The organism is Hymenobacter sp. 5516J-16 (genome assembly GCF_022919335.1).
Classification (GTDB): domain Bacteria; phylum Bacteroidota; class Bacteroidia; order Cytophagales; family Hymenobacteraceae; genus Hymenobacter; species Hymenobacter sublimis.
This window is the reverse complement of the sequence record NZ_CP095058.1, coordinates 1460407-1477218: the sequence shown is the minus strand read 5'-3', so window position 1 is coordinate 1477218 and position 16812 is coordinate 1460407. Positions and strand designations below refer to the sequence as shown.

Genomic DNA, 16812 nt, shown 5'->3' with positions numbered 1-16812 from the left:
CCATGAAAATTCTGATTACGGGCTCTAATGGGCTGCTGGGGCAAAAGCTGGTTGAACTATTGAAGCAGCAGTCCGGCGTGGAGGTAGTTGCTACCTCACGTGGGGCCAACAAACTGGCCGCCGTGCACCCACAGGTTCGGTTTGTACCCCTGGATGTAACGGTGCGCGAGCAGGTACTGGCAGTAATCGGGCGGGAGAAGCCTACCCACCTCGTGCACACGGCCGCCATGACCAATGTGGATGAGTGTGAGCTGCACCAGCAGGCATGCTGGGAGCAAAACGTGACGGCCGTAGCGCATCTGATTGAAGCCTGCGAGCTGCACCAGGTTCACCTCGTGCACGTCAGCACCGATTTCGTTTTCAGCGGGGACGAGGGCCCCTGGCGGAGGAAGCGGCGCCAGCACCCGTCAATTTTTACGGAGAAAGTAAGCTGGCCGCCGAGCGGCTCGTGCAGGCCTGTCGAACGCCCTGGGCCATTCTGCGCACGGCCCTCGTGTATGGGGTAGCCCACGAGTACGGCCGTACCAACATTGTGCTTTGGGTGCGCGACTCGCTACGCGCGGGCAAGGAAATTAAGGTGGTAAACGACCAGTTCCGGACGCCCACCCTGGCCGAAGACCTGGCTCAGGGCTGCTGGCTGGCTGCTAAGTTGCGCGCTACGGGCATTTACCACATCAGCAGCTGCGAGCTGTTTACGCCCTATCAGCTAGCCCAGCAGGTCGCCGCCTTCTACCAGCTCGATGCCGGCTTACTGGTTAAGGTCGACGCCAGCACATTCTCGCAACCTGCCACCCGGCCGTTGCGCACAGGTTTTATCATTGCCAAAGCCGAAGAGCAATTAGGCTTCCGGCCTCATACCTTCCAAGAAGGTATTGCCCTGCTCGCGCGCCAGACAGAACCTGCTGCCTGAGCACCATGAACGAGTAGACCTGAAAACCGGTCCGTCCCGAGGCTCCGATGCAATTGTTGCGTAAAGGGTTAAACGCAAAAAACCCGCAGACAACGCCTGCGGGATTTTCACACACCTATTGCAACAACCTGAAGTAGCGCCGCGCATCACGAGCAGATGTAAGCGCGGCCTACTATAATTATATAATTACCCAAAGCGAGAAAAGGGCCGTAACCGCGTTTCTTCGCCGAAATCGCACGGCTACCACTGAAGTGGCCCGTACAATTTTGGGTATGCTTTCCTAAGTAGTTTAGTTGATGAAGAAGAGTAGTACCTATCGTGCTACCTGTTCCACATGACAATATTAATAGCCAATACTAGGGGCTGTAAAGGACACTTTCGCGTGAACCGTGACTTGTATTCAGGAAATATAAAATAGGTTCTATCAGGTGCTGAACTAGTCAAGATGATTAACTAGCTTCTGAAAATTAACTAGTTGCATTTATTTACTGTAATCAGTAACGACCAGATGCCTGGATTTAGAGGCCTATTTTGTGACATCAGATCGAGTTTCGCCCAACCTAGCCAAGCTGTGCAGGCTTACAATGGTAGCAGCTAATGCCAAGCCAGGCCACAGGGCCAGCCACCACGCGGTAGGCGCCTGACGCACAGTAGATAACAGCTTGCCCCAGCTCGGAATATCAGGGGAAAAGCCAACGCCTAAAAAGGACAAAGTGGTTTCCAAACCAATGAGAGCGGCAACGGTCAGTGGCAGTTGGACGACTAGCAACGGCCATGTATTAGGCCAGATGTGACGCCGGAGCAACTGAGCATTGGTAAGGCCCAGCATGCGAGCAGCTTCTACGTAGGGCCGGGCCGCTACCTGTAGCGTTGCCGCCCGCATGATACGAGCGGGGGTAGTCCAGCAGGTGAGGGTGAGCAAGGCAATTATTCCGGCGGCGGAAGGGCGCTGCACGGCTGCTACTCCAATAACCAGAATCAGAATAGGAATGGAGTCCAGCAAGTTGATGCCTCCCATCAGTAGGGCATCAAGTGGGAAGGTGATGGGACGCCGCGCCCAAGCCGTGTGCCGCAGAAGCAGATACACCAGTCCACTCGCCGCCAGCCAGAGCGTAACTCCGGGAACGGGAGAGGTTAGTAGTTCAGGTAAGAAAAATAGCCCAAACCCTACCCCAAAAACTGTTGCCATTGCCAACGCAACCGAGGTTACAGCCCGATTACTCCAGTAACCAGCTGCGCTACCCAGTACTGCCCCAGCAACAGGGTTAGAACTGTCGCCGGCACGCTGCTAAACACCACGGTCCGGCTACCCTGCAGCAAAGACACGCCCACATCAAGGCCCTGCGGATCGGTTCCTAGCCAATGACCCGCTTGGAAAGGCGCTTGGGTAGTGTGCAGTAAATCGGGAGCGGGAACGGAGGCAGGAGCTAACAACGCGGCAATGGTAACTCCTACCAGCCAGCTGCCAGCCGCAATTTTTCGCCCAGACAGCACCCCCGTCTCCAGTTCATGCGTGCATCCGGATTCGAGGGTCCAGTGCCAGATACAGGGCGTCGGCTAGTACTTGGGCCGCTACGCGCACTAGCGCAACCAGGCCCACGGCCGCCAGCAGCACCGGGTAATCTTGCGCGGCCGCAGAATCAGCCAGTAAGCGGCCCATTCCTGGCAAGGCAAACAGCACTTCTACGATGGTAGCCCCGGCCACCAAGTTGGGAAACAACGCCGAGAGTAGCGCAACGGTAGGCAGCAGGGCGTTGCGCAAGGCGTGGTGGCGGACAACGCGGGAGGAGCTTGCACCTTTGGCACGAGCCGTAGCAATGTAAGGCTGTTGCAGCTCGCGCTGCAAAGTCCCGTTAAGCTGCACTACTAGCCCAGGCACCGTCACCAAAACCAAGCTAAGCGCGGGCAGGGCCAAGAAGTAAAGCAGGCGGCCTGGTTGCTGCCACCACGCCACAGCCTCATATTCAAGCCCTAGGCCAAAAGCCGGAAACCACGCCAAAACATCTGGGTTGGCAAGCAGTAGCAACAAGCCAGTAGCCAGTAGAAATAGGGGCAGAGCCTGTAAGAAATGCAGCCCGCTCAGCCAAATGCTACGCCACCGGGGCGGTAGCTCAGCCACAGCACCAGCCCCAGCGTAAGGCCCGTGCTTACCAAGGCTGCAAGTAGTGTTAAGGGCAAGGTGTAAGACAACGACCGACCTAATATTTCCGTTACCGGCGCGCCGTCGCGGTAGGAGGTGCCCAAGTCGCCGGCCAGCAGCTGCCGAAACCACTGATGATACTGGTTGCGGGTGCCGTGCCAGCGCCAAGCTAAGCGCCCTGCGGCAGCGGCTGAGTCTAGGGTAACGTAGAACAGGGGCATATCCAACCCGTACCGCCGCAGCAACTGTTGGGTGGTGCGGACCTGGTCGGCTGCGGAGAGTAGGCGGCCGTTTCCTTCCGTAGAATTTTGCAGGAAAGTATCCTGGTCAGTGTTGGCGCGACTGAGCAGAAACAAGCTGGATATAAGTAGCCAAGCCGCGAGCAGCGTCCGGATGGTATAGCGCAGCAACGGCCACCCTGCCATAAACCTTTATTGAGCCGGCAGGGGTAGGGCCGAATGCGGGCGGCTTCATAGCCCGGCTTCAACCCCGTGACGGGAATGGGCCCCAAGCGCCGCGAAGCGGCAATCCGGTGTTTCAGAAAGTAAAGCACTGTAAAAGGGCGTTCCTGCGCCAATAAGCGCTGAAATCGGCGTAGCAACACCGTCTTGCGCGCGGGCTGCTGGGTTGCTACCAACTGCTCAATTAGGGCATCGGCAGCGGGGTTAGAAAAGCCTGTGAAGTTGCTCACGCCTACGCTTGAGGAATGCAGTAACGAAGTAAAATCGTAGGAAAAAGGCTGCCCCGACAAGTTACTAATGGTAATATCCGTGTCGCCGGCGCGCACCTGGCGGCTCAGCAAAGAGGGCTCCGTAGGACGAAGCTCAATGGAAATACCCAGGGCGGCCGCAGCGGCTCTGAACTGCAGGGCCGCAGTTTCGAAGCTAGGCTCACCGGCCCGGTAGCTCACCCTGAGCTTAAGCAACACCGGCTGCGCAGTGGTGCCGCGCTGCCAACTGCCCGTGGCTGAGCGTTGCCAGCCGGCTTGCTGCAGCAGCCGAACGGCCTGGGCCGGGTTGAAGTCGGGCAGGGGCAGGCTGTCGTTGTAATAAGGTTTCAGGCGCGGGCTAATCAGGCCTACGCTGGGGTAGGCAGCTCCCTGCTGAGAGGCCTGAATGAGAGCGGGAACATCGAAAAGATGCGTCAGGGCCTGCCGGGTAAGCCGGTCCTGAAGTGCTGGCTGGCGCACGTTGAAGCTCGCCGTCAGAAACTGGTAGGAATCGGTGGTGTAAAACTGCAGCCGCTCCGTATCGGTGGCCGACTGTTGCAGGCGGGCAAATTCGCCGGCCGGCATCATGGCGTATAGCTCCAATTCTCCGCGCCGCAAGGCCAAGGTAGCGGTGCCAGCGTCCGGAATTACCTGAAACGTCAGGCGCTCAGGGTAAGCCTGCAGCACAGCGGGTGGCGTGGAAATCTTGTCGGCCCACCAATTGGCTTTGCGTTGTAACGTAAGGGAACGGCCGCTTTGCCACTTTACCAGCCGGTAGGGCCCACAGCCGGGCGCACGTTCCGGATGGCGAGCCAAGTTCAGAGATTGGTACCGCCGCGCAAACTCGGCGGCCAGGGCCGGTTGCTGCTGCCGGCGTAGTTCCGGCACGGAAACGGCCCGCAGCTTGCCCTGCGGATCAAGGGCGTATTCAGGAAGGATGGAGTAGTCTCCGGAAGTGCCGACGTCTTGGCTGGCAACTACCAGCGTAAAGCGGCGGGAATCTTTGGGGTCCAGGCGAATGTCGCGAATAACCCCGTAATGAGCCTGGGCTATTTCAATGGGCAGCCCTGGGCAGTTCATAACCTTTAGGGTGAAGGCCACATCACGCGCTAGCACGGGCGAGCCATTATCCCAGGTTGCCTCGGGGCGCAGCTGGTAGGTAACCAGTTGCAGGGAGTCGTTCAGGGCTTGGGTGGTAGGCACTGCGGCTGCCAGCCAGGGAGCGAAACCGTGAGCTGCTTCGCTGGTCCGTAAGAGGCTGCAATGCAGAAGGTTAATGGTTTCGTTCGAACTGGGATTATCGACAATAAGCGGATCTAGATTCTCGGGGTCCCGGGCCCATCGGATACGGATAGTAGAGGTAGTATCAGCAGGAGTGGGGGAGCAGGAGGAGCAAAGGCTGGCCCACAACAGCAAAATCAGACCGGGAAGAAGTTGCTTCATGAACGGGTAACCACGCAGAGTATTAGGCCCGGCAAGTTACCACGTTTTAAGAGGAGATATTAGCACACGCTGCTTACAGAAGCGAAATGCTTGTAGCCTTCACCCCATCCATTGGTGCCGTGACCTAAAGCCAAATAACCTTCGCCCCAGCCATTAGTGCCATGGCCTACTGCCAAATAACCTTCACCCCAACCATTAGTACCGTGACCTACTGCCAGGTAGCCTTCGCCCCAACCATTGGTACCATGTCCTACTGCTAGGTAACCTTCGCCCCACCCGTTGGTGCCGTGACCTACGGCTAAGTAGCCTTCGCCCCATCCATTGGTGCCGTGACCTAAAGCCAAATAACCTTCGCCCCATCCATTAGTACCATGCACCGCAACAGGAGCGGAGACTATGGCGGCCGGTTTCTGCTGGGAAGCAGTAGTGATAGTGAGAGCTGAGAAGGGAAGCAGGCCGAGGATGAATACCTTTAACATGATCTGGAATTGTTTGTGGTTCAAGTGATTGACTGACACAAAGGTGGGTTCCAAACCAGCCTGCGTAAAGGAAAGAAAATGCGTAAACGTGACGCTGTTTTAAGCTCAGAATCACGTTATGCTAAACTCGTATTTATGCCTGTTTTGATATATAATTGAATTATTTAAGTAGAAAATCGGCAAAAATGCTGGCCAATTTCAACTGAAATGTGACATGCGAGCTAAGAATTATACAGAAAAACCCAAGTACAAAAGAAGGACAGCACATCGGTTATGCAAAGGCCTTAATTTTCTAAATTGTGACATAGATTTGCAGGCAAGCATGCACTGCATAGCTGCCTAAAAACACTGTATAAGCGCTTTGAGCTATGAATGAATTAGCTACTTTAGTAAAAATTGTGACAGATCGTAGATTGGCGGTATTGCCTTTTCTAGATTTCTCGGCTCGTAGAACGGCGAATAAAGATCTGCAGCTTGTTCGGTTGCTGGAACAAGAGCCTAATATCACCCAAAACAAGCTTGTAAAAACGCTGTATGGCAATGCGGAGGCAAAAAGCCAGACTGCATTTCGGCAGCTTAAGTCGAGAGTACAGCAGAAACTACTGAATCACCTGTACTTTCTTGACCATACCGACATCCGCCACATGGTTGCCCGGCGACACGAGCAGCACTGCCTGGGCCTTTTGCACCAAGCGCGCATCTTGACCGGAGAGGCAGAGTACACTTTGGCGGAGAAGCTATACCGGAAGGCATTGCTAGTAGCCTCTGAAGCGGAGCTAACGCAGTATGCCGTTATGTGCACCCGCATTTTACGCAACATGTACGCTGAAATGCGTAATCCGGTCCGGTTCAAAGCGATGAACCAGCAACTTAGCAAGCTGCAGGAAAGATTAACGCTGGAAGATGAAGCAGAGCAACGGTTTTATGAGGTCAAATTACTCTCCATCTACCGGATTCGGGCCCGGCAGTTTCTGATGCAACAGTTGCCCTTGCACTTGGAACACCTCGAGAATCTGCATAAGAAAGTGAAGAGCTATAACACCTTTTATTACTTGTATGTAACCAAGTTATCCAGGGAAGAAGCAATAGGTAACTACCAAGAGATTATTAAAATAACGGCCGATACGGAGCGAGAGTGGCAGCAGGGCCGCATCAATCAGAAGCGCTTCGACAAGCGCTTTAACAACTATATGAGCGTGTACGCGCACCTGCGCTGCCGCAAGGCAGTAGAGGGGTTAAAATTGGCAGAGGAATACTTTAAAGATTTCCACTACTCATCCGGAAACTGGTTCTATTACCTAGAAACTTACTTCATGCTGGCCGTGCATGCCCGGCAATACGAGCACGCCTTCGACTTACTTTCTCAGGCTCGCAAGAACCCCTATTATGGCAAGCAACGTTCGGCCGCGCAGCAGCGGTGGGAGTTGTATGAGACGTATCTGCTCTTCGTCCGTTCGGAAACTTCGCCGCTTAAAATGCGGCAGTTCGCCCAGTTCGTGCAGACGGTACCCGACTATAGCCGCGATAAGCAAGGCTACAACGTAGCTATTCTAATTCTACAGTTTTTATACTTCCTCCGGCGCCGCGACATTGAGGGCTTGCTGGCGCGTTTGGAAGGGTTGCGCAAGTATGAGCAGCGCCACCTGCGGGACCCCGCTACGCTACGTAGCCAGCTGTTCTTTCGAATGCTGCTGATGACGGTGAAGGAAAACTTCGTGCCGGAAGCCTGCGAGAAAAAAACGGCGCCTCTGCTGGAGCGTCTGCGGGCCGCGCCCCAACCTGGTGAGGCTTACGGCGAAATAGAAATTATTCCTTACGAAGACCTGTGGGAGCTAACGTTAGGAATTCTGCAGCAGTTGGCCGCTACCCAGGTAGCAAACGAACAGGCGGCGCAACGCAGCAGGGTGATGTAAAAGAGAATGCGCGTGTACAGCCTCAGAAGGCACAGAGACGGGCAGCAGTACAGCGTGTAACGTAACGTCTTGCAAGTGCTAGGCCTGGAAGGCCGCAATGCCTAAGGCTACAGAACCAAAGCCTTGAGATATTTATAGTTTGCCTAGCGGCAACACTGGCTAGGGCCAACTTCTGTCATCATCTAAATAGCTGAACGCCCGAATCCTACAGTTGTTTATGCGCAAGTGTTACGGCACTACTACCAGCGTGCGACTCACGCAGTGGCTGCTAGGGCAGGAGTCGGGGCCGTTGCCGCGCAGGCTCATGCGAACCGGATACTGGCCCGGCCGCCGAAAGGCGTGCCGTACCTGCCGGCCGTTAGTCACAAACCCGTCCCGAAAGTCCCATAGCACCACCACGTTCTGGCACAGCGGCAACTGCGAATCTAGAGCATCGAAGACAACGGGCTGGCCTACCCGCACGGTGTCAGTGGAGCCGGCGCGAAAGTTGAGCACAATTTCTTGGGTGAAATCGACGGGAATGAGCCTTTCGGCGCGGCGCACCTCGCCAGTGGCTTCTTCCACCACATCCAGCCGCACGGTATAGAGCTTACGCTCCTGGTAGCAGTGGGAAATAGCTGGGCCAGTGAGCTGCGTGCCGTCGCCCATGTCCCAGCGGAACGTCAAGGGCCGGCGCCGGGGTCAATGGCCCGGCTGGCATCCAACTCCACGCACAGCTCCACTACCCTAGGTGCGGGACAGGCCGCGCTAAGCGTGTCGCCGGCCTGCTGGGCACGGGCCGCAGGCAAAGCCAGCAACCAGCCAAACACCAGCAAGCAGCATGGCAGAAGCCGCCGACGGTAAGTGCGGAAACGGAAAGGTAGGCAGGGGGGAGCAGGCAACGCCGACGAGCTAAAACTTATTAAGACGCTGAAAAACCTCGCGCTGATACGTCTGGCCAATAGGAATGTGCTTCTCGTCGATGACCACCGTGTTGTCTTCAATGGTCTGCACCCGTTTCAGATTAACGATGAAAGAGCGGTGCACCCGCACAAACAGGGTAGAAGGAAATTTTTCCTCTACCGCCCGCATCGTGCTGTACACAATCAGCTTGCTCTTGGCCGTCACGATGTGTACGTAGTCGCCCAAGGCTTCCACGTAGCGGACGTCATCGAATAACACCTTCAGCAGCTTGTTATCCACTTTCACGAAGGTGAACTGCGTGTTTGTGGGCGCGACAATGGTATCGAGGGCTGGGTTCAGGTGAGTTTCGTGGGCGGCAAGAGCTTTCTGGGCGGCCTGCAGGAAGCGGGCGTAGCTGATGGGCTTCACCACGTAGTCAAGTACTTCGTGCTCAAAGGCTTCCACGGCGTAGCTCTTGCTGCTGGTAATAAGAATAACCAGCGGCGGGTGCTGCAAAGTGCGGACTAAATCCAGCCCCGACATCAGGGGCATTTCCACGTCGAGAAACAGCAGGTCGATGGGCTCCGTGCGCAGCACTTCGGCGGCAGCAATGGCGCTGGAGCAGCTGCCGGCGTGCACTAGAAAAGGCGTAGTTGCCACGCAGTTTTCAACGATCTGCAGAGCAAGCGGGTCGTCGTCAACAACCAGGCAGCGGAGAGTGGTAGCAGTTTCGGCCATAACGTCAAAGGTACAAGGTGCCCCGGAAAAAGCACAGGTGGTTTACCCGGTACTTTGTGACAAACGCCGCTGAAGAAGCGGATATAAACGGGTGAACTGCTGTTCTATATCCTCCAACAATTCCGCTAGCGTCCCGGGCTCATGACCTAACCGGCTTTGCTGCTCCAACTGCTCCAGTTGTTGCGCCAGGCCCTCAACGCCAAAATAAGCAACCTGCCCCGGAGCTTGTGCGCCAGAGCGGCTATTTCCGTGCCCGAGGCCGCTGCCGCCGCCAAGTGGAGCTGGCCCAGAAGGGCTGGCGCCTGCGTCAGAAACGTTCGAACAATCTGGTGCACGAAGGCCTCGTTCCCGCCCGCTAACTCCTCCAACAAGCTCCAATCGGGCGGCTGTATGGCCGGCCCGCCCGCAGCCAAACTTGCTGGGCGTACGGGGGTAGGGAAGTAGGGACCGAGCTGGGGCTTCGGTGCGGCCCGTGAAATAGGCCAAGCGGGCGTAGAGTACGGCGGGGTCAAAGGGCTTGGCCAGCGTATCGTTCATGCCGGCGGCCAGGGCCAGGGCCCGGTCTTCGGGTAGGGCCGAGGCTGTAAGGCCGATAAGGGGTAGGCGCCCGGCGTCGGGGAAGAGCATGCGCAGCTGGCGGGCCGCCTCGTACCCATCCATTTCCGGCATCTGCACATCGAGCAGCACGGCATCGAAGGGGTGCTGCTGGGCGGCTGCCACGGCCAAGCGGCCGTTGGCGGCAATAGTTACCTGCACATTCCAGGCTTCCAGGGTTTTGCGGGCTACCAGTTGGTTCAGGTCGTTGTCTTCGGCCACCAGCACCCGCAGGGCCGGCTCGAAGGGCGCTAGGGAAGCCGCCGCTTCGGGCCGGACGCTGGCTTCGTCGGCGGGTAGGCAAGGAATTTCAAACCAGAACGTGGAGCCCTGGCCCTCCGCACTTTCCACCCACACCCGGCCGCCGTGCAGGTGCACAAGGTTACGGGCAATGCTTAGGCCCAGCCCCGTGCCGCCAAACTGCCGGGTGGTGCTAGCGTTGGCCTGGGAAAAATCCTCGAAAATGGCGTCCAGCTTATCGGCGGCAATGCCAATCCCGGTGTCCTGCACGGCAAAGCGCAGCCGGAGGGGCGCTTCTGCCTCTGCCGTTACGCTTACCCGCACGCTAACGCCCCGCGGGTTGTGAATTTGATGGCATTGCCCACGAGGTTTACCAGCACCTGGTTTAGGCGCACGGAGTCGCCGAGAATAGCGGCGGGTACCTCGGCCGCTACCTCGGTGCGCAGGTACAAACCCTTGGCTTCGGTGGCAAACTGGAACATGCGCGCCACCCGTTCCACCAATTCGGGCAGGCGGAAGGGCGCTTGCTCCAGGGTAAGCTTACCGGCCTCCATTTTTGAGGAGTCCAGGATGTCGTTGATGATAACCAGTAGGTTCTGGGAAGACGACTGAATGGCCTCCAAATACTCGCCCTGCTCAGCATCTACGGGAGTATTGCGCAGCAAGTGAGTCAGGCCGATAACCGCATTCATGGGCGTTCGGATTTCGTGGCTCATGTTGGCCAGGAACTGAGCCTTCGCCCGGCGCGACGCCTCGGCCGCGTCCCGGGCTACCACCAAGTCGGCGTTGATCTGCTCGGTTTGGGCTTTTTGCTGGCGCAGCTCGGCGGTTCTTTCGCGCACGGTGGTTTCCAGCTGTAGCTTTTGGCGGCGCAGCGTGATTTCGCGCCCCCGTACAAACGCCCAAATAGCTGCTCCCGCTGCCAGCACGCTCAGCGCGGCAAACCACCACGTGCGCCAGAAGGGAGTTGCAATGCTGAAGTTGGCGGCAACCGGCCTCGACCAAGGGCCGTGTTCCCCGGAGCGGGCCCTAACTTCGAAGGTATACTGGCCCGCGTCGAGGCGCGGAAACTGCGCTTCGTCCACAGTGGTAGGACGGCTCCATTCCGCGTGGTAGCCCCGCAGTCGGTACTGGTACTGTACGCCCGCCCGGCCCGGCAGCAGGCTGATGCCCCGAAACCGAAATGACACCCGGTGCTGGGTAGGCGACAAATCACCTAGTTGCTGGGGCGGGCGGGCAGCACCATCTACCTCGCTGGTTAGCAGGGCTGGCTGCGGCGCGCTGGAGGTAGGCAACAGGTGTGGCGCATCGGTGCGCAGGCGCAGCAGGCCGGAGCGGGTGCTAACCCACATGCAATACTCGTCTTGGGCTGCGGCAACCTGGGGTAGCAGGCCTTGGACCAGTGGATTGTCGGGCAACGTAGCCGGGGCAAAATGCTGCCTGGAATCCGCGAAACTGATGGCATTGCGGTGAATGACTGCCACCTGCTTCCGGCGAAAGTTGGGCTGGAAGCTGCCGCCCCAACGTATGGGTAGCAAGGTGTAGACATAAGGCGAAGCCAACCCCTGCGCAGTGCTGTAGGCTTGAAATTTACCTTTCGAGTAGCACAGGATTCCAGTGCCTTCCGTTCCAATCCACACGCGACCGGCCTCATCAGTCAGCAACGCCGCTACATCAATGCCACCTTGGGGAAAACGATGGTACCGAAACTGCCCGCGCTGCCACACGGCCAGGCCCGTGTCGTGGGTGCCCACCCAAATGCCGCCGGCCGTATCAGTTGTGAGGGCGTAGATGGTGTTGTGCAGCAAGCCATTGGCCGTGGTGAAGTGCTGGGCTGGCCGGGCGGAATCAGCGGGCAAACGGTACACGCCGTCTAGTGCCGTGCCTACCCATAGGTCGCCGTTGGGGTGCTGGGTGAGGGCCGTAATGCTTGCGTCCGTTGGCAGCCGTCGTACCCGCTTCATCATGGGCTTGGGGCGGTTAGCTGAGAGTTGCATTTGCCAGAGACCATGCCCGGTGGTGCCCGCCCACACAGAGGCGGGGGAGAGTTAGGGTTGGAGCCATCGGCAACCGGGTGCCCACGCTCGTCCGGCGTTTCTAGCACCACGCTCGGTGGGTAGGGTAGCAGCTTGCCGGGGAAAACAGTCAGCGGCGAAGTGCGCCGGGAATTCTTATCTAACTGAAACAACTGCCCCGTGCTGAGCATACCAAAGGCTTTATTCTGACTGAACAGCGCCCGCACTGTGCCCGTGGGCGAGTTTTCGGCGAAAGGAAAAAAGGTAATATGCCGGTCTGACCAGCGCCACAACCCCCGCCCGGCAGTCCCAATCCAGACATTATGCTCCCGGTCGGTTAGCACGCATTGGGCTACGGTGCCAGGGGGTAGTACTTGCGATAAGGAAACCGCACCATTAAGAGCAGCCAGTGTTGTATCCGGGGGCGCAATACCCTGCGGGGCCGAAAAACCCGCTGCCCGTGCCGCCTGGGCAGATACCCGCTGCAGCCGCTGCCCCTGCCAGCGCGACACCGCGCCCTGATAGTGCCCAACCCACAGCTGGCCGGTGCGCGGGTGCACGTACAGGCGAGTGACAAAATCCTCGGCTAGCCCATTGGCGGTAGTAAACGTGACGAATTCTGTGCCATCAAAGCGTACCAAACCCTCGGCGGTACCAATCCAGAGGTAGCCGGCACGGTCCTGGGCCAGGGCATAGATGAAGGGCTGCGGTAGGCCCTCAGCGGCCCCAAACTGCGTTACAAACCGCTTAGCCGGCAGTAGCTGCGCCGTAGCCGCGGCACTAAACAGCGCCCAGCACAGGAAAACTAGAACAAACCAACGGCAAAAGCGCATGAACGAAACGGGTAGGATCAGCAAGTTACGCCCTTGCCCTACGGCGCGGGTGGCGCTTTGGCCGGGCGGTAGATTTTCCTCGTTGAATCCCGAGAACAGGCCGCTTGGTGAGCTGCAACTAAACCATAAGACTGCGTTACTACCCGCTGCCTAGGCTGGCAACGGCGGGTAGCAGCGCAGTCTTTTCGCCTTCCTTCGTAGCTCCTACTTGCCTGTCACTTTAAACTCGGTGCGGCGGTTGAGCTGGCGGCCGGCCTTGGTAGTATTGGGCGCCACCGGCTGGGCGTCGCCGTAGCCAGCAAAGGTCAGGCGGCCTTTGTCGATGCCCTTCCCGACTAGGTATTCCACGACGGCTTTGGCGCGGCGCTGAGACAGGTCCTTGTTGTATTCAGCTTTACCTACGTTGTCGGTGTGGCCGGAAATTTCCAGGCGCAGGGCAGGGGTTTCGGTGAGTAGCTTCTGCAGGCGCTCCAGCTCCCCGGTGCTTTCCTTGCGTAGGGTAGCCTTGTCGAAGTCGAAGAAAATATTGTTGAGCACCACTTTCACCCCTACGTCCAGCTTCTTGAGGGCAATGTCTTTCATTACCTCCGAGTAGGCGGCGCCGGCCGGCAAATCAAAGTTTTCGGAGTGGAACAGGTAGCCGTCTTTGCGCACCACAATGCCATAGTTGATACCTGAAGGCAACGATACCAGGTAGCGCCCTGACTGCGCATTGCTCTGAAACGAGGCAATAACTTGGTTCAGGGAGTTGTCGATAACGTCGATGGTAGCCTCGGTGGGTTGCTTGCTGGCCTCGTCGGTAACTACTCCTTTCAGGATAGTTACCTGGGCCGAGGCAATGGCTACCGGCGGGGCCAGCAGGGTTTCCTTAACCGGCTGCACGCGCGAGGCCAGTAGTTGGTCTTCCTGGCTGAGCAATGGCGGCTTTTCGGGCCCGAGAAAGGTAATCTGGTATATGTCCTTGGAGCCTAGCCCATCATCCCGGAACGAGGAGTAGTAGCCGTGGCGGCCCGAGGCGGAAATCACGAAGAATACGTCGTCATCGGGCGTGTTGATGGGCCAGCCCAGGTTTTCCGGCGGGCTCCATTTGCCGTTCTGGAACACCGATTTGAAGATGTCGTAGCCGCCCATGGAGTTGTGCCCCTCCGAAGAGAAGTACATGGTCTTGCCATCGGGGTGCAGAAATACGCCCTCCTCCCCGTACTGGGTGTTAATGGTGGAGCCTAGGTTCACAGCTGGGCCCCGGCCCTCAATTTCAATCCGGTAAATGTCGCGCCCCCGATGCCGCCTTCCTTGTCGGTGACGAAGTACAGGCTGCGCCCGTCCGGGGTGTAGGCCGCCGACGACTCGTGGGCCTTGGAGTTGATGCGGGAGCCTAACTTCTGGGGCTTGCGCCACTGCGCGCCTCGCAGGTTGGCCTCGTTCAGGTCGCCGCCGTTTTCCTCCAGGTATACCAGTAGCCGCTGCCCGTCGGGCGCCAGGCCTACGGTGGCATCGTGGCCCTCGGTGTTTACCGGCTCGCCCAGGTTGCGCGCCGCTGACCACTCGCCCTTGCCCGTGCGGGTGCTTTGGTACACGTCCTCAAAGAAGCCACCGGTTTCGGGGTCCTTTTGGCCACCCATGGAGTTGTCGCGGCGCGAAGTGAACAGGATGACGGATTCATCGGCGGTGATTACCGGCCCGTAATCGGCGAAGGCCGAGTTTACGCCCGGCCCGGCATTGTCGATAAACACGCGGCTGGGTTTAGCCGCCAGCTTCCGGCCGTTCTCGCACTCCCGGATTTTCTTCTGAATATCCTGGCTGAAACCCGCCGTATTCTTGGCGCCGGCCGCCGGGGTAGCACGCTTGTACTCGGCAATGGCCTCGTCCCACTTGGCATTTAGGTGTAGCCCGCGGCCTAGCAAGTAATGAATGCGCGGGTCTACGTCGGGGTTGAGCTGGTAGGCTTTCTGCAGGTATTCCAGGGCCCGGGGCTTAAAGCCGGAGTGCAGGTAACAGTCCCCGATTTTGAGGTTGAGTTGGGCGTTATTGGGGTTGAATTTTTGGGCTGCCAGGTAGTGGGGGAGGGCCTGCTCGTAGCGGGGTGGGTCCAGGTCGTAGAACTCGTCGCCGGCCTTAATTTCCTTCTGTGCCGTTTTCAGCCCTTCCTTATCACTGCCGAACTGGTCTTTGCTGAACTCCACGTTCTGGGCCGTAGCCGCCGTGGCCGAGAGTAGCAGCAGGGCGAGTAAATACTTGTGCATATTCAATGGTGGCGTTACCGGCTCATCATGCAGAGGCGAAGGCGAAGCATCTGGCGTGCTGACGGTGGTATGGTAATTTGATTACTCACGAGCGAGATGCTTGGGCTGCGCCTCTGCAGGACGTTCTGAGTTTAACAGGAGGTAGGTTGCGCCTTATTCAGCTCCGCAGCCGGAATTGGCCGCGTGGGTGTTACCTATTTCCAGCCCCAACTCGGCCGCTTTGCGCCAGTCTTGGCAGGCGGCTTCGGGTTGGCGGAGCATTTCGCGGGCATGGCCGCGGTTGAGGTAGGCTTCGGCGTACTGCGCGTTTAGGCCAATGGCTTTGGTAGCATCGGCTTCGGCGCGCTGGTAGTCCTCTAATTTGAGGTAAGCGGCGGCGCGGTTGTTCCAGGCAAAGGCATAGCTGCCATCCAGGGCCACGGCCTTGCTAAAATCTTCCACTGCGCCTTTGTAGTCGGCCTGCTCGAAGCGGGTGCTGCCGCGGTTGGTGTAGGCGAGGGCGTTATCCTGTTTTTTGGCGAGGTAGTCGTTGTAGTCCTGCAGGGCACCTTTCAAGTCGCCGGCGCGGCGGCGGGTAGCGGCTCGGTTCAGCAGGGCCGGTAATAGCTCGGGCTGCAGCTTCAGCGCTTGGGTATAATCCTGAATGGCGGCGGGCAGGTTGCCTAACTGGCGCTGAGTGCTGGCCCGGTCGTGCCAGGCGTAGGCGTAGGTAGGGTCCGCTTTGATGGCCGCGTCGAAATCAGTCTTGGCAGCTTGGTATTCGGCTTTCTCGAAGCGTAAGGCGCCGCGGTAGTACCAGGCGGGCGCGTAATCAGCCCTCAACTCGGTGGCTTTGCCGTAGTCTTGTTCTGCCTCCGTTGGCTGTTTCAGGGCCTCGCGGGCCTGGCCACGTCCGAAGTAGGAGCCAAAGGTGCTAGGGTCGAGCTTAATGGCCTGGTCGTAATCCTGCACGGCGGGCTGGAAGTCTTTCAGCTCGTAGCGTACAGCAGCCCGGTTGTAGTACGCTTTGGCAAAATCAGGCTTGGCGGCCAAAGCCCGGTCGAAATCCTGCAGGGCGGCCCGGTAGCTTTTTTGATTGTACTTGGCTACGCCGCTGTTATAAAGCTTCTCAGCAAGCTGGGCTGGCGGCAGGGTAGTAGCCCGCACCGTATCTACCTGAGCATGGGCCGCAACAGCTGCCAGCAGTAAGGTAGCGGACAAGAAAGGTATCTTTTTCATAGCATCCCGCCAGTTTCAACGGCGCGGGATAAATATAATTTTAATTACGCAATGGTCAGCAAATCAGATCAATGAATGTAGGCAAGTGTAAATTTATCAAGATGTAATATACCCAATTGTGTTACGCTGCTTATAGGCCGCACGCCGATTTAAGCGGTGAGCTGGGTCCGAACTAACTCTTCCCACTCCCGGCGCAACGTGCCATGGAACGCGGGACGCCCGGCGCGGCGGTACCAATACGCGGCGTTGCCCTGGTCACCTTCTTGGCGGTGCAAAAAGGCGTGCAGCCAGTTCTGCAGTGGGTCGTGTTCATTATCCTGGGCAATGTCGTGGGCTTGGTGCCACTCGTCGCGGCCGGCGTGCCAAAGGGCAATCAGCAGGGGCGACAGGCCGGCGGGCGGCTCCGGCTGGGTCTGCGAGGCAAGGAAAGCGGCGTAGGTCATAGTGGTAAACAA

General features: G+C 58.1%; 17 protein-coding genes and 1 pseudogene. 2 read left to right on the top strand and 16 right to left on the bottom strand.

Annotation, left to right across the window (positions count from 1 at the left end):
- The first annotated feature begins 2 nt into the window (after positions 1–2).
- Positions 3–910 (top strand): annotated as a pseudogene (locus tag MUN84_RS24470) (SDR family oxidoreductase).
- A 526-nt stretch (positions 911–1436) separates the two neighbouring features.
- On the opposite strand, the gene MUN84_RS07170 reads toward MUN84_RS24470, so the two are convergent.
- The 6 genes from MUN84_RS07170 to MUN84_RS07145 are packed head-to-tail and all read right to left on the bottom strand — an operon-like array spanning position 1437 to position 5735.
- Entirely contained in the window at positions 1437–2099 is a 663-nt protein-coding gene (locus tag MUN84_RS07170; protein WP_244697257.1) for an ABC transporter permease, read from the bottom strand.
- Positions 2100–2116: 17 nt separating this feature from the next.
- The gene (locus MUN84_RS07165; protein ID WP_244697256.1) at positions 2117–2404 is read right to left on the bottom strand and encodes a hypothetical protein; all 288 of its coding nucleotides are present in this window, start codon (positions 2402–2404) and stop codon (positions 2117–2119) included.
- Positions 2405–2417: 13 nt separating this feature from the next.
- The gene (locus MUN84_RS07160) at positions 2418–3029 is read right to left on the bottom strand and encodes an ABC transporter permease (RefSeq protein ID WP_244697255.1); all 612 of its coding nucleotides are present in this window, start codon (positions 3027–3029) and stop codon (positions 2418–2420) included.
- Positions 2990–3271 carry a hypothetical protein gene (locus MUN84_RS07155; RefSeq protein WP_244697254.1) on the bottom strand — a complete coding sequence of 94 codons (282 nt, stop codon included), beginning with the start codon at positions 3269–3271 and terminating at the stop codon, positions 2990–2992. The genes MUN84_RS07160 and MUN84_RS07155 overlap by 40 nt, the downstream gene beginning before the upstream one ends.
- The gene (locus MUN84_RS07150) at positions 3247–5202 is read right to left on the bottom strand and encodes an ABC transporter substrate-binding protein (RefSeq protein ID WP_244697253.1); all 1956 of its coding nucleotides are present in this window, start codon (positions 5200–5202) and stop codon (positions 3247–3249) included. The genes MUN84_RS07155 and MUN84_RS07150 overlap by 25 nt, the downstream gene beginning before the upstream one ends.
- A gap of 59 nt (positions 5203–5261) precedes the next feature.
- Positions 5262–5735 carry a hypothetical protein gene (locus MUN84_RS07145; protein WP_244697252.1) on the bottom strand — a complete coding sequence of 158 codons (474 nt, stop codon included), beginning with the start codon at positions 5733–5735 and terminating at the stop codon, positions 5262–5264.
- A 740-nt stretch (positions 5736–6475) separates the two neighbouring features.
- Here MUN84_RS07145 and MUN84_RS07140 point away from each other — a divergent pair.
- The gene (locus MUN84_RS07140) at positions 6476–7594 is read left to right on the top strand and encodes a hypothetical protein (RefSeq protein WP_244697251.1); all 1119 of its coding nucleotides are present in this window, start codon (positions 6476–6478) and stop codon (positions 7592–7594) included.
- A 228-nt stretch (positions 7595–7822) separates the two neighbouring features.
- Here the strand turns inward: MUN84_RS07140 and MUN84_RS07135 are convergent, their stop codons facing one another.
- The 10 genes from MUN84_RS07135 to MUN84_RS07090 form a co-directional block, all read right to left on the bottom strand.
- A complete protein-coding gene (locus MUN84_RS07135) occupies positions 7823–8260 on the bottom strand; it encodes a PKD domain-containing protein (RefSeq protein WP_244697250.1) in 438 nt (145 codons plus the stop codon).
- A complete protein-coding gene (locus MUN84_RS07130) occupies positions 8257–8409 on the bottom strand; it encodes a hypothetical protein (protein WP_244697249.1) in 153 nt (50 codons plus the stop codon). Before MUN84_RS07130 ends, MUN84_RS07135 begins: the two co-directional genes overlap by 4 nt.
- A 76-nt stretch (positions 8410–8485) precedes the next feature.
- Entirely contained in the window at positions 8486–9214 is a 729-nt protein-coding gene (locus tag MUN84_RS07125) for a LytR/AlgR family response regulator transcription factor (RefSeq protein WP_244697248.1), read from the bottom strand.
- A 42-nt stretch (positions 9215–9256) separates the two neighbouring features.
- Entirely contained in the window at positions 9257–10372 is a 1116-nt protein-coding gene (locus MUN84_RS07120) for an ATP-binding protein (protein WP_244697247.1), read from the bottom strand.
- The gene (locus MUN84_RS07115; RefSeq protein ID WP_244697246.1) at positions 10363–12045 is read right to left on the bottom strand and encodes a histidine kinase dimerization/phospho-acceptor domain-containing protein; all 1683 of its coding nucleotides are present in this window, start codon (positions 12043–12045) and stop codon (positions 10363–10365) included. The genes MUN84_RS07120 and MUN84_RS07115 overlap by 10 nt, the downstream gene beginning before the upstream one ends.
- Positions 12012–12896, bottom strand: a complete 885-nt coding sequence (locus MUN84_RS07110) for a two-component regulator propeller domain-containing protein (RefSeq protein ID WP_244697245.1) — start codon at positions 12894–12896, stop codon at positions 12012–12014. The genes MUN84_RS07115 and MUN84_RS07110 overlap by 34 nt, the downstream gene beginning before the upstream one ends.
- A gap of 204 nt (positions 12897–13100) precedes the next feature.
- Positions 13101–14129 carry an OmpA family protein gene (locus MUN84_RS07105; RefSeq protein ID WP_244697244.1) on the bottom strand — a complete coding sequence of 343 codons (1029 nt, stop codon included), beginning with the start codon at positions 14127–14129 and terminating at the stop codon, positions 13101–13103.
- Positions 14126–15139, bottom strand: a complete 1014-nt coding sequence (locus tag MUN84_RS07100) for a tetratricopeptide repeat protein (protein WP_244697243.1) — start codon at positions 15137–15139, stop codon at positions 14126–14128. Before MUN84_RS07100 ends, MUN84_RS07105 begins: the two co-directional genes overlap by 4 nt.
- A 153-nt stretch (positions 15140–15292) precedes the next feature.
- The gene (locus MUN84_RS07095) at positions 15293–16357 is read right to left on the bottom strand and encodes a tetratricopeptide repeat protein (protein ID WP_244697242.1); all 1065 of its coding nucleotides are present in this window, start codon (positions 16355–16357) and stop codon (positions 15293–15295) included.
- Positions 16358–16506: 149 nt separating this feature from the next.
- Positions 16507–16800: a hypothetical protein gene (locus MUN84_RS07090; protein ID WP_244697241.1), complete on the bottom strand. Its 294-nt coding sequence runs from the start codon at positions 16798–16800 to the stop codon at positions 16507–16509.
- Positions 16801–16812 lie beyond the last annotated feature (12 nt).

What these genes read in the sequence shown, in the direction of transcription:
- MUN84_RS07100 (WP_244697243.1), bottom strand. Translation starts at nt 15,139, where the DNA reads ATGCACAAGTATTTACTCGCCCTGCTGCTACTCTCGGCCACGGCGGCT.
- MUN84_RS07095 (WP_244697242.1), bottom strand. Translation starts at nt 16,357, where the DNA reads ATGAAAAAGATACCTTTCTTGTCCGCTACCTTACTGCTGGCAGCTGTT.
- MUN84_RS07140 (WP_244697251.1), top strand. Translation starts at nt 6,476, where the DNA reads ATGTGCACCCGCATTTTACGCAACATGTACGCTGAAATGCGTAATCCG.
- MUN84_RS07170 (WP_244697257.1), bottom strand. Translation starts at nt 2,099, where the DNA reads ATGGCAACAGTTTTTGGGGTAGGGTTTGGGCTATTTTTCTTACCTGAA.
- MUN84_RS07155 (WP_244697254.1), bottom strand. Translation starts at nt 3,271, where the DNA reads ATGCCCCTGTTCTACGTTACCCTAGACTCAGCCGCTGCCGCAGGGCGC.
- MUN84_RS07150 (WP_244697253.1), bottom strand. Translation starts at nt 5,202, where the DNA reads ATGAAGCAACTTCTTCCCGGTCTGATTTTGCTGTTGTGGGCCAGCCTT.
- MUN84_RS07110 (WP_244697245.1), bottom strand. Translation starts at nt 12,896, where the DNA reads ATGCGCTTTTGCCGTTGGTTTGTTCTAGTTTTCCTGTGCTGGGCGCTG.
- MUN84_RS07090 (WP_244697241.1), bottom strand. Translation starts at nt 16,800, where the DNA reads ATGACCTACGCCGCTTTCCTTGCCTCGCAGACCCAGCCGGAGCCGCCC.
- MUN84_RS07115 (WP_244697246.1), bottom strand. Translation starts at nt 12,045, where the DNA reads ATGCAACTCTCAGCTAACCGCCCCAAGCCCATGATGAAGCGGGTACGA.
- MUN84_RS07125 (WP_244697248.1), bottom strand. Translation starts at nt 9,214, where the DNA reads ATGGCCGAAACTGCTACCACTCTCCGCTGCCTGGTTGTTGACGACGAC.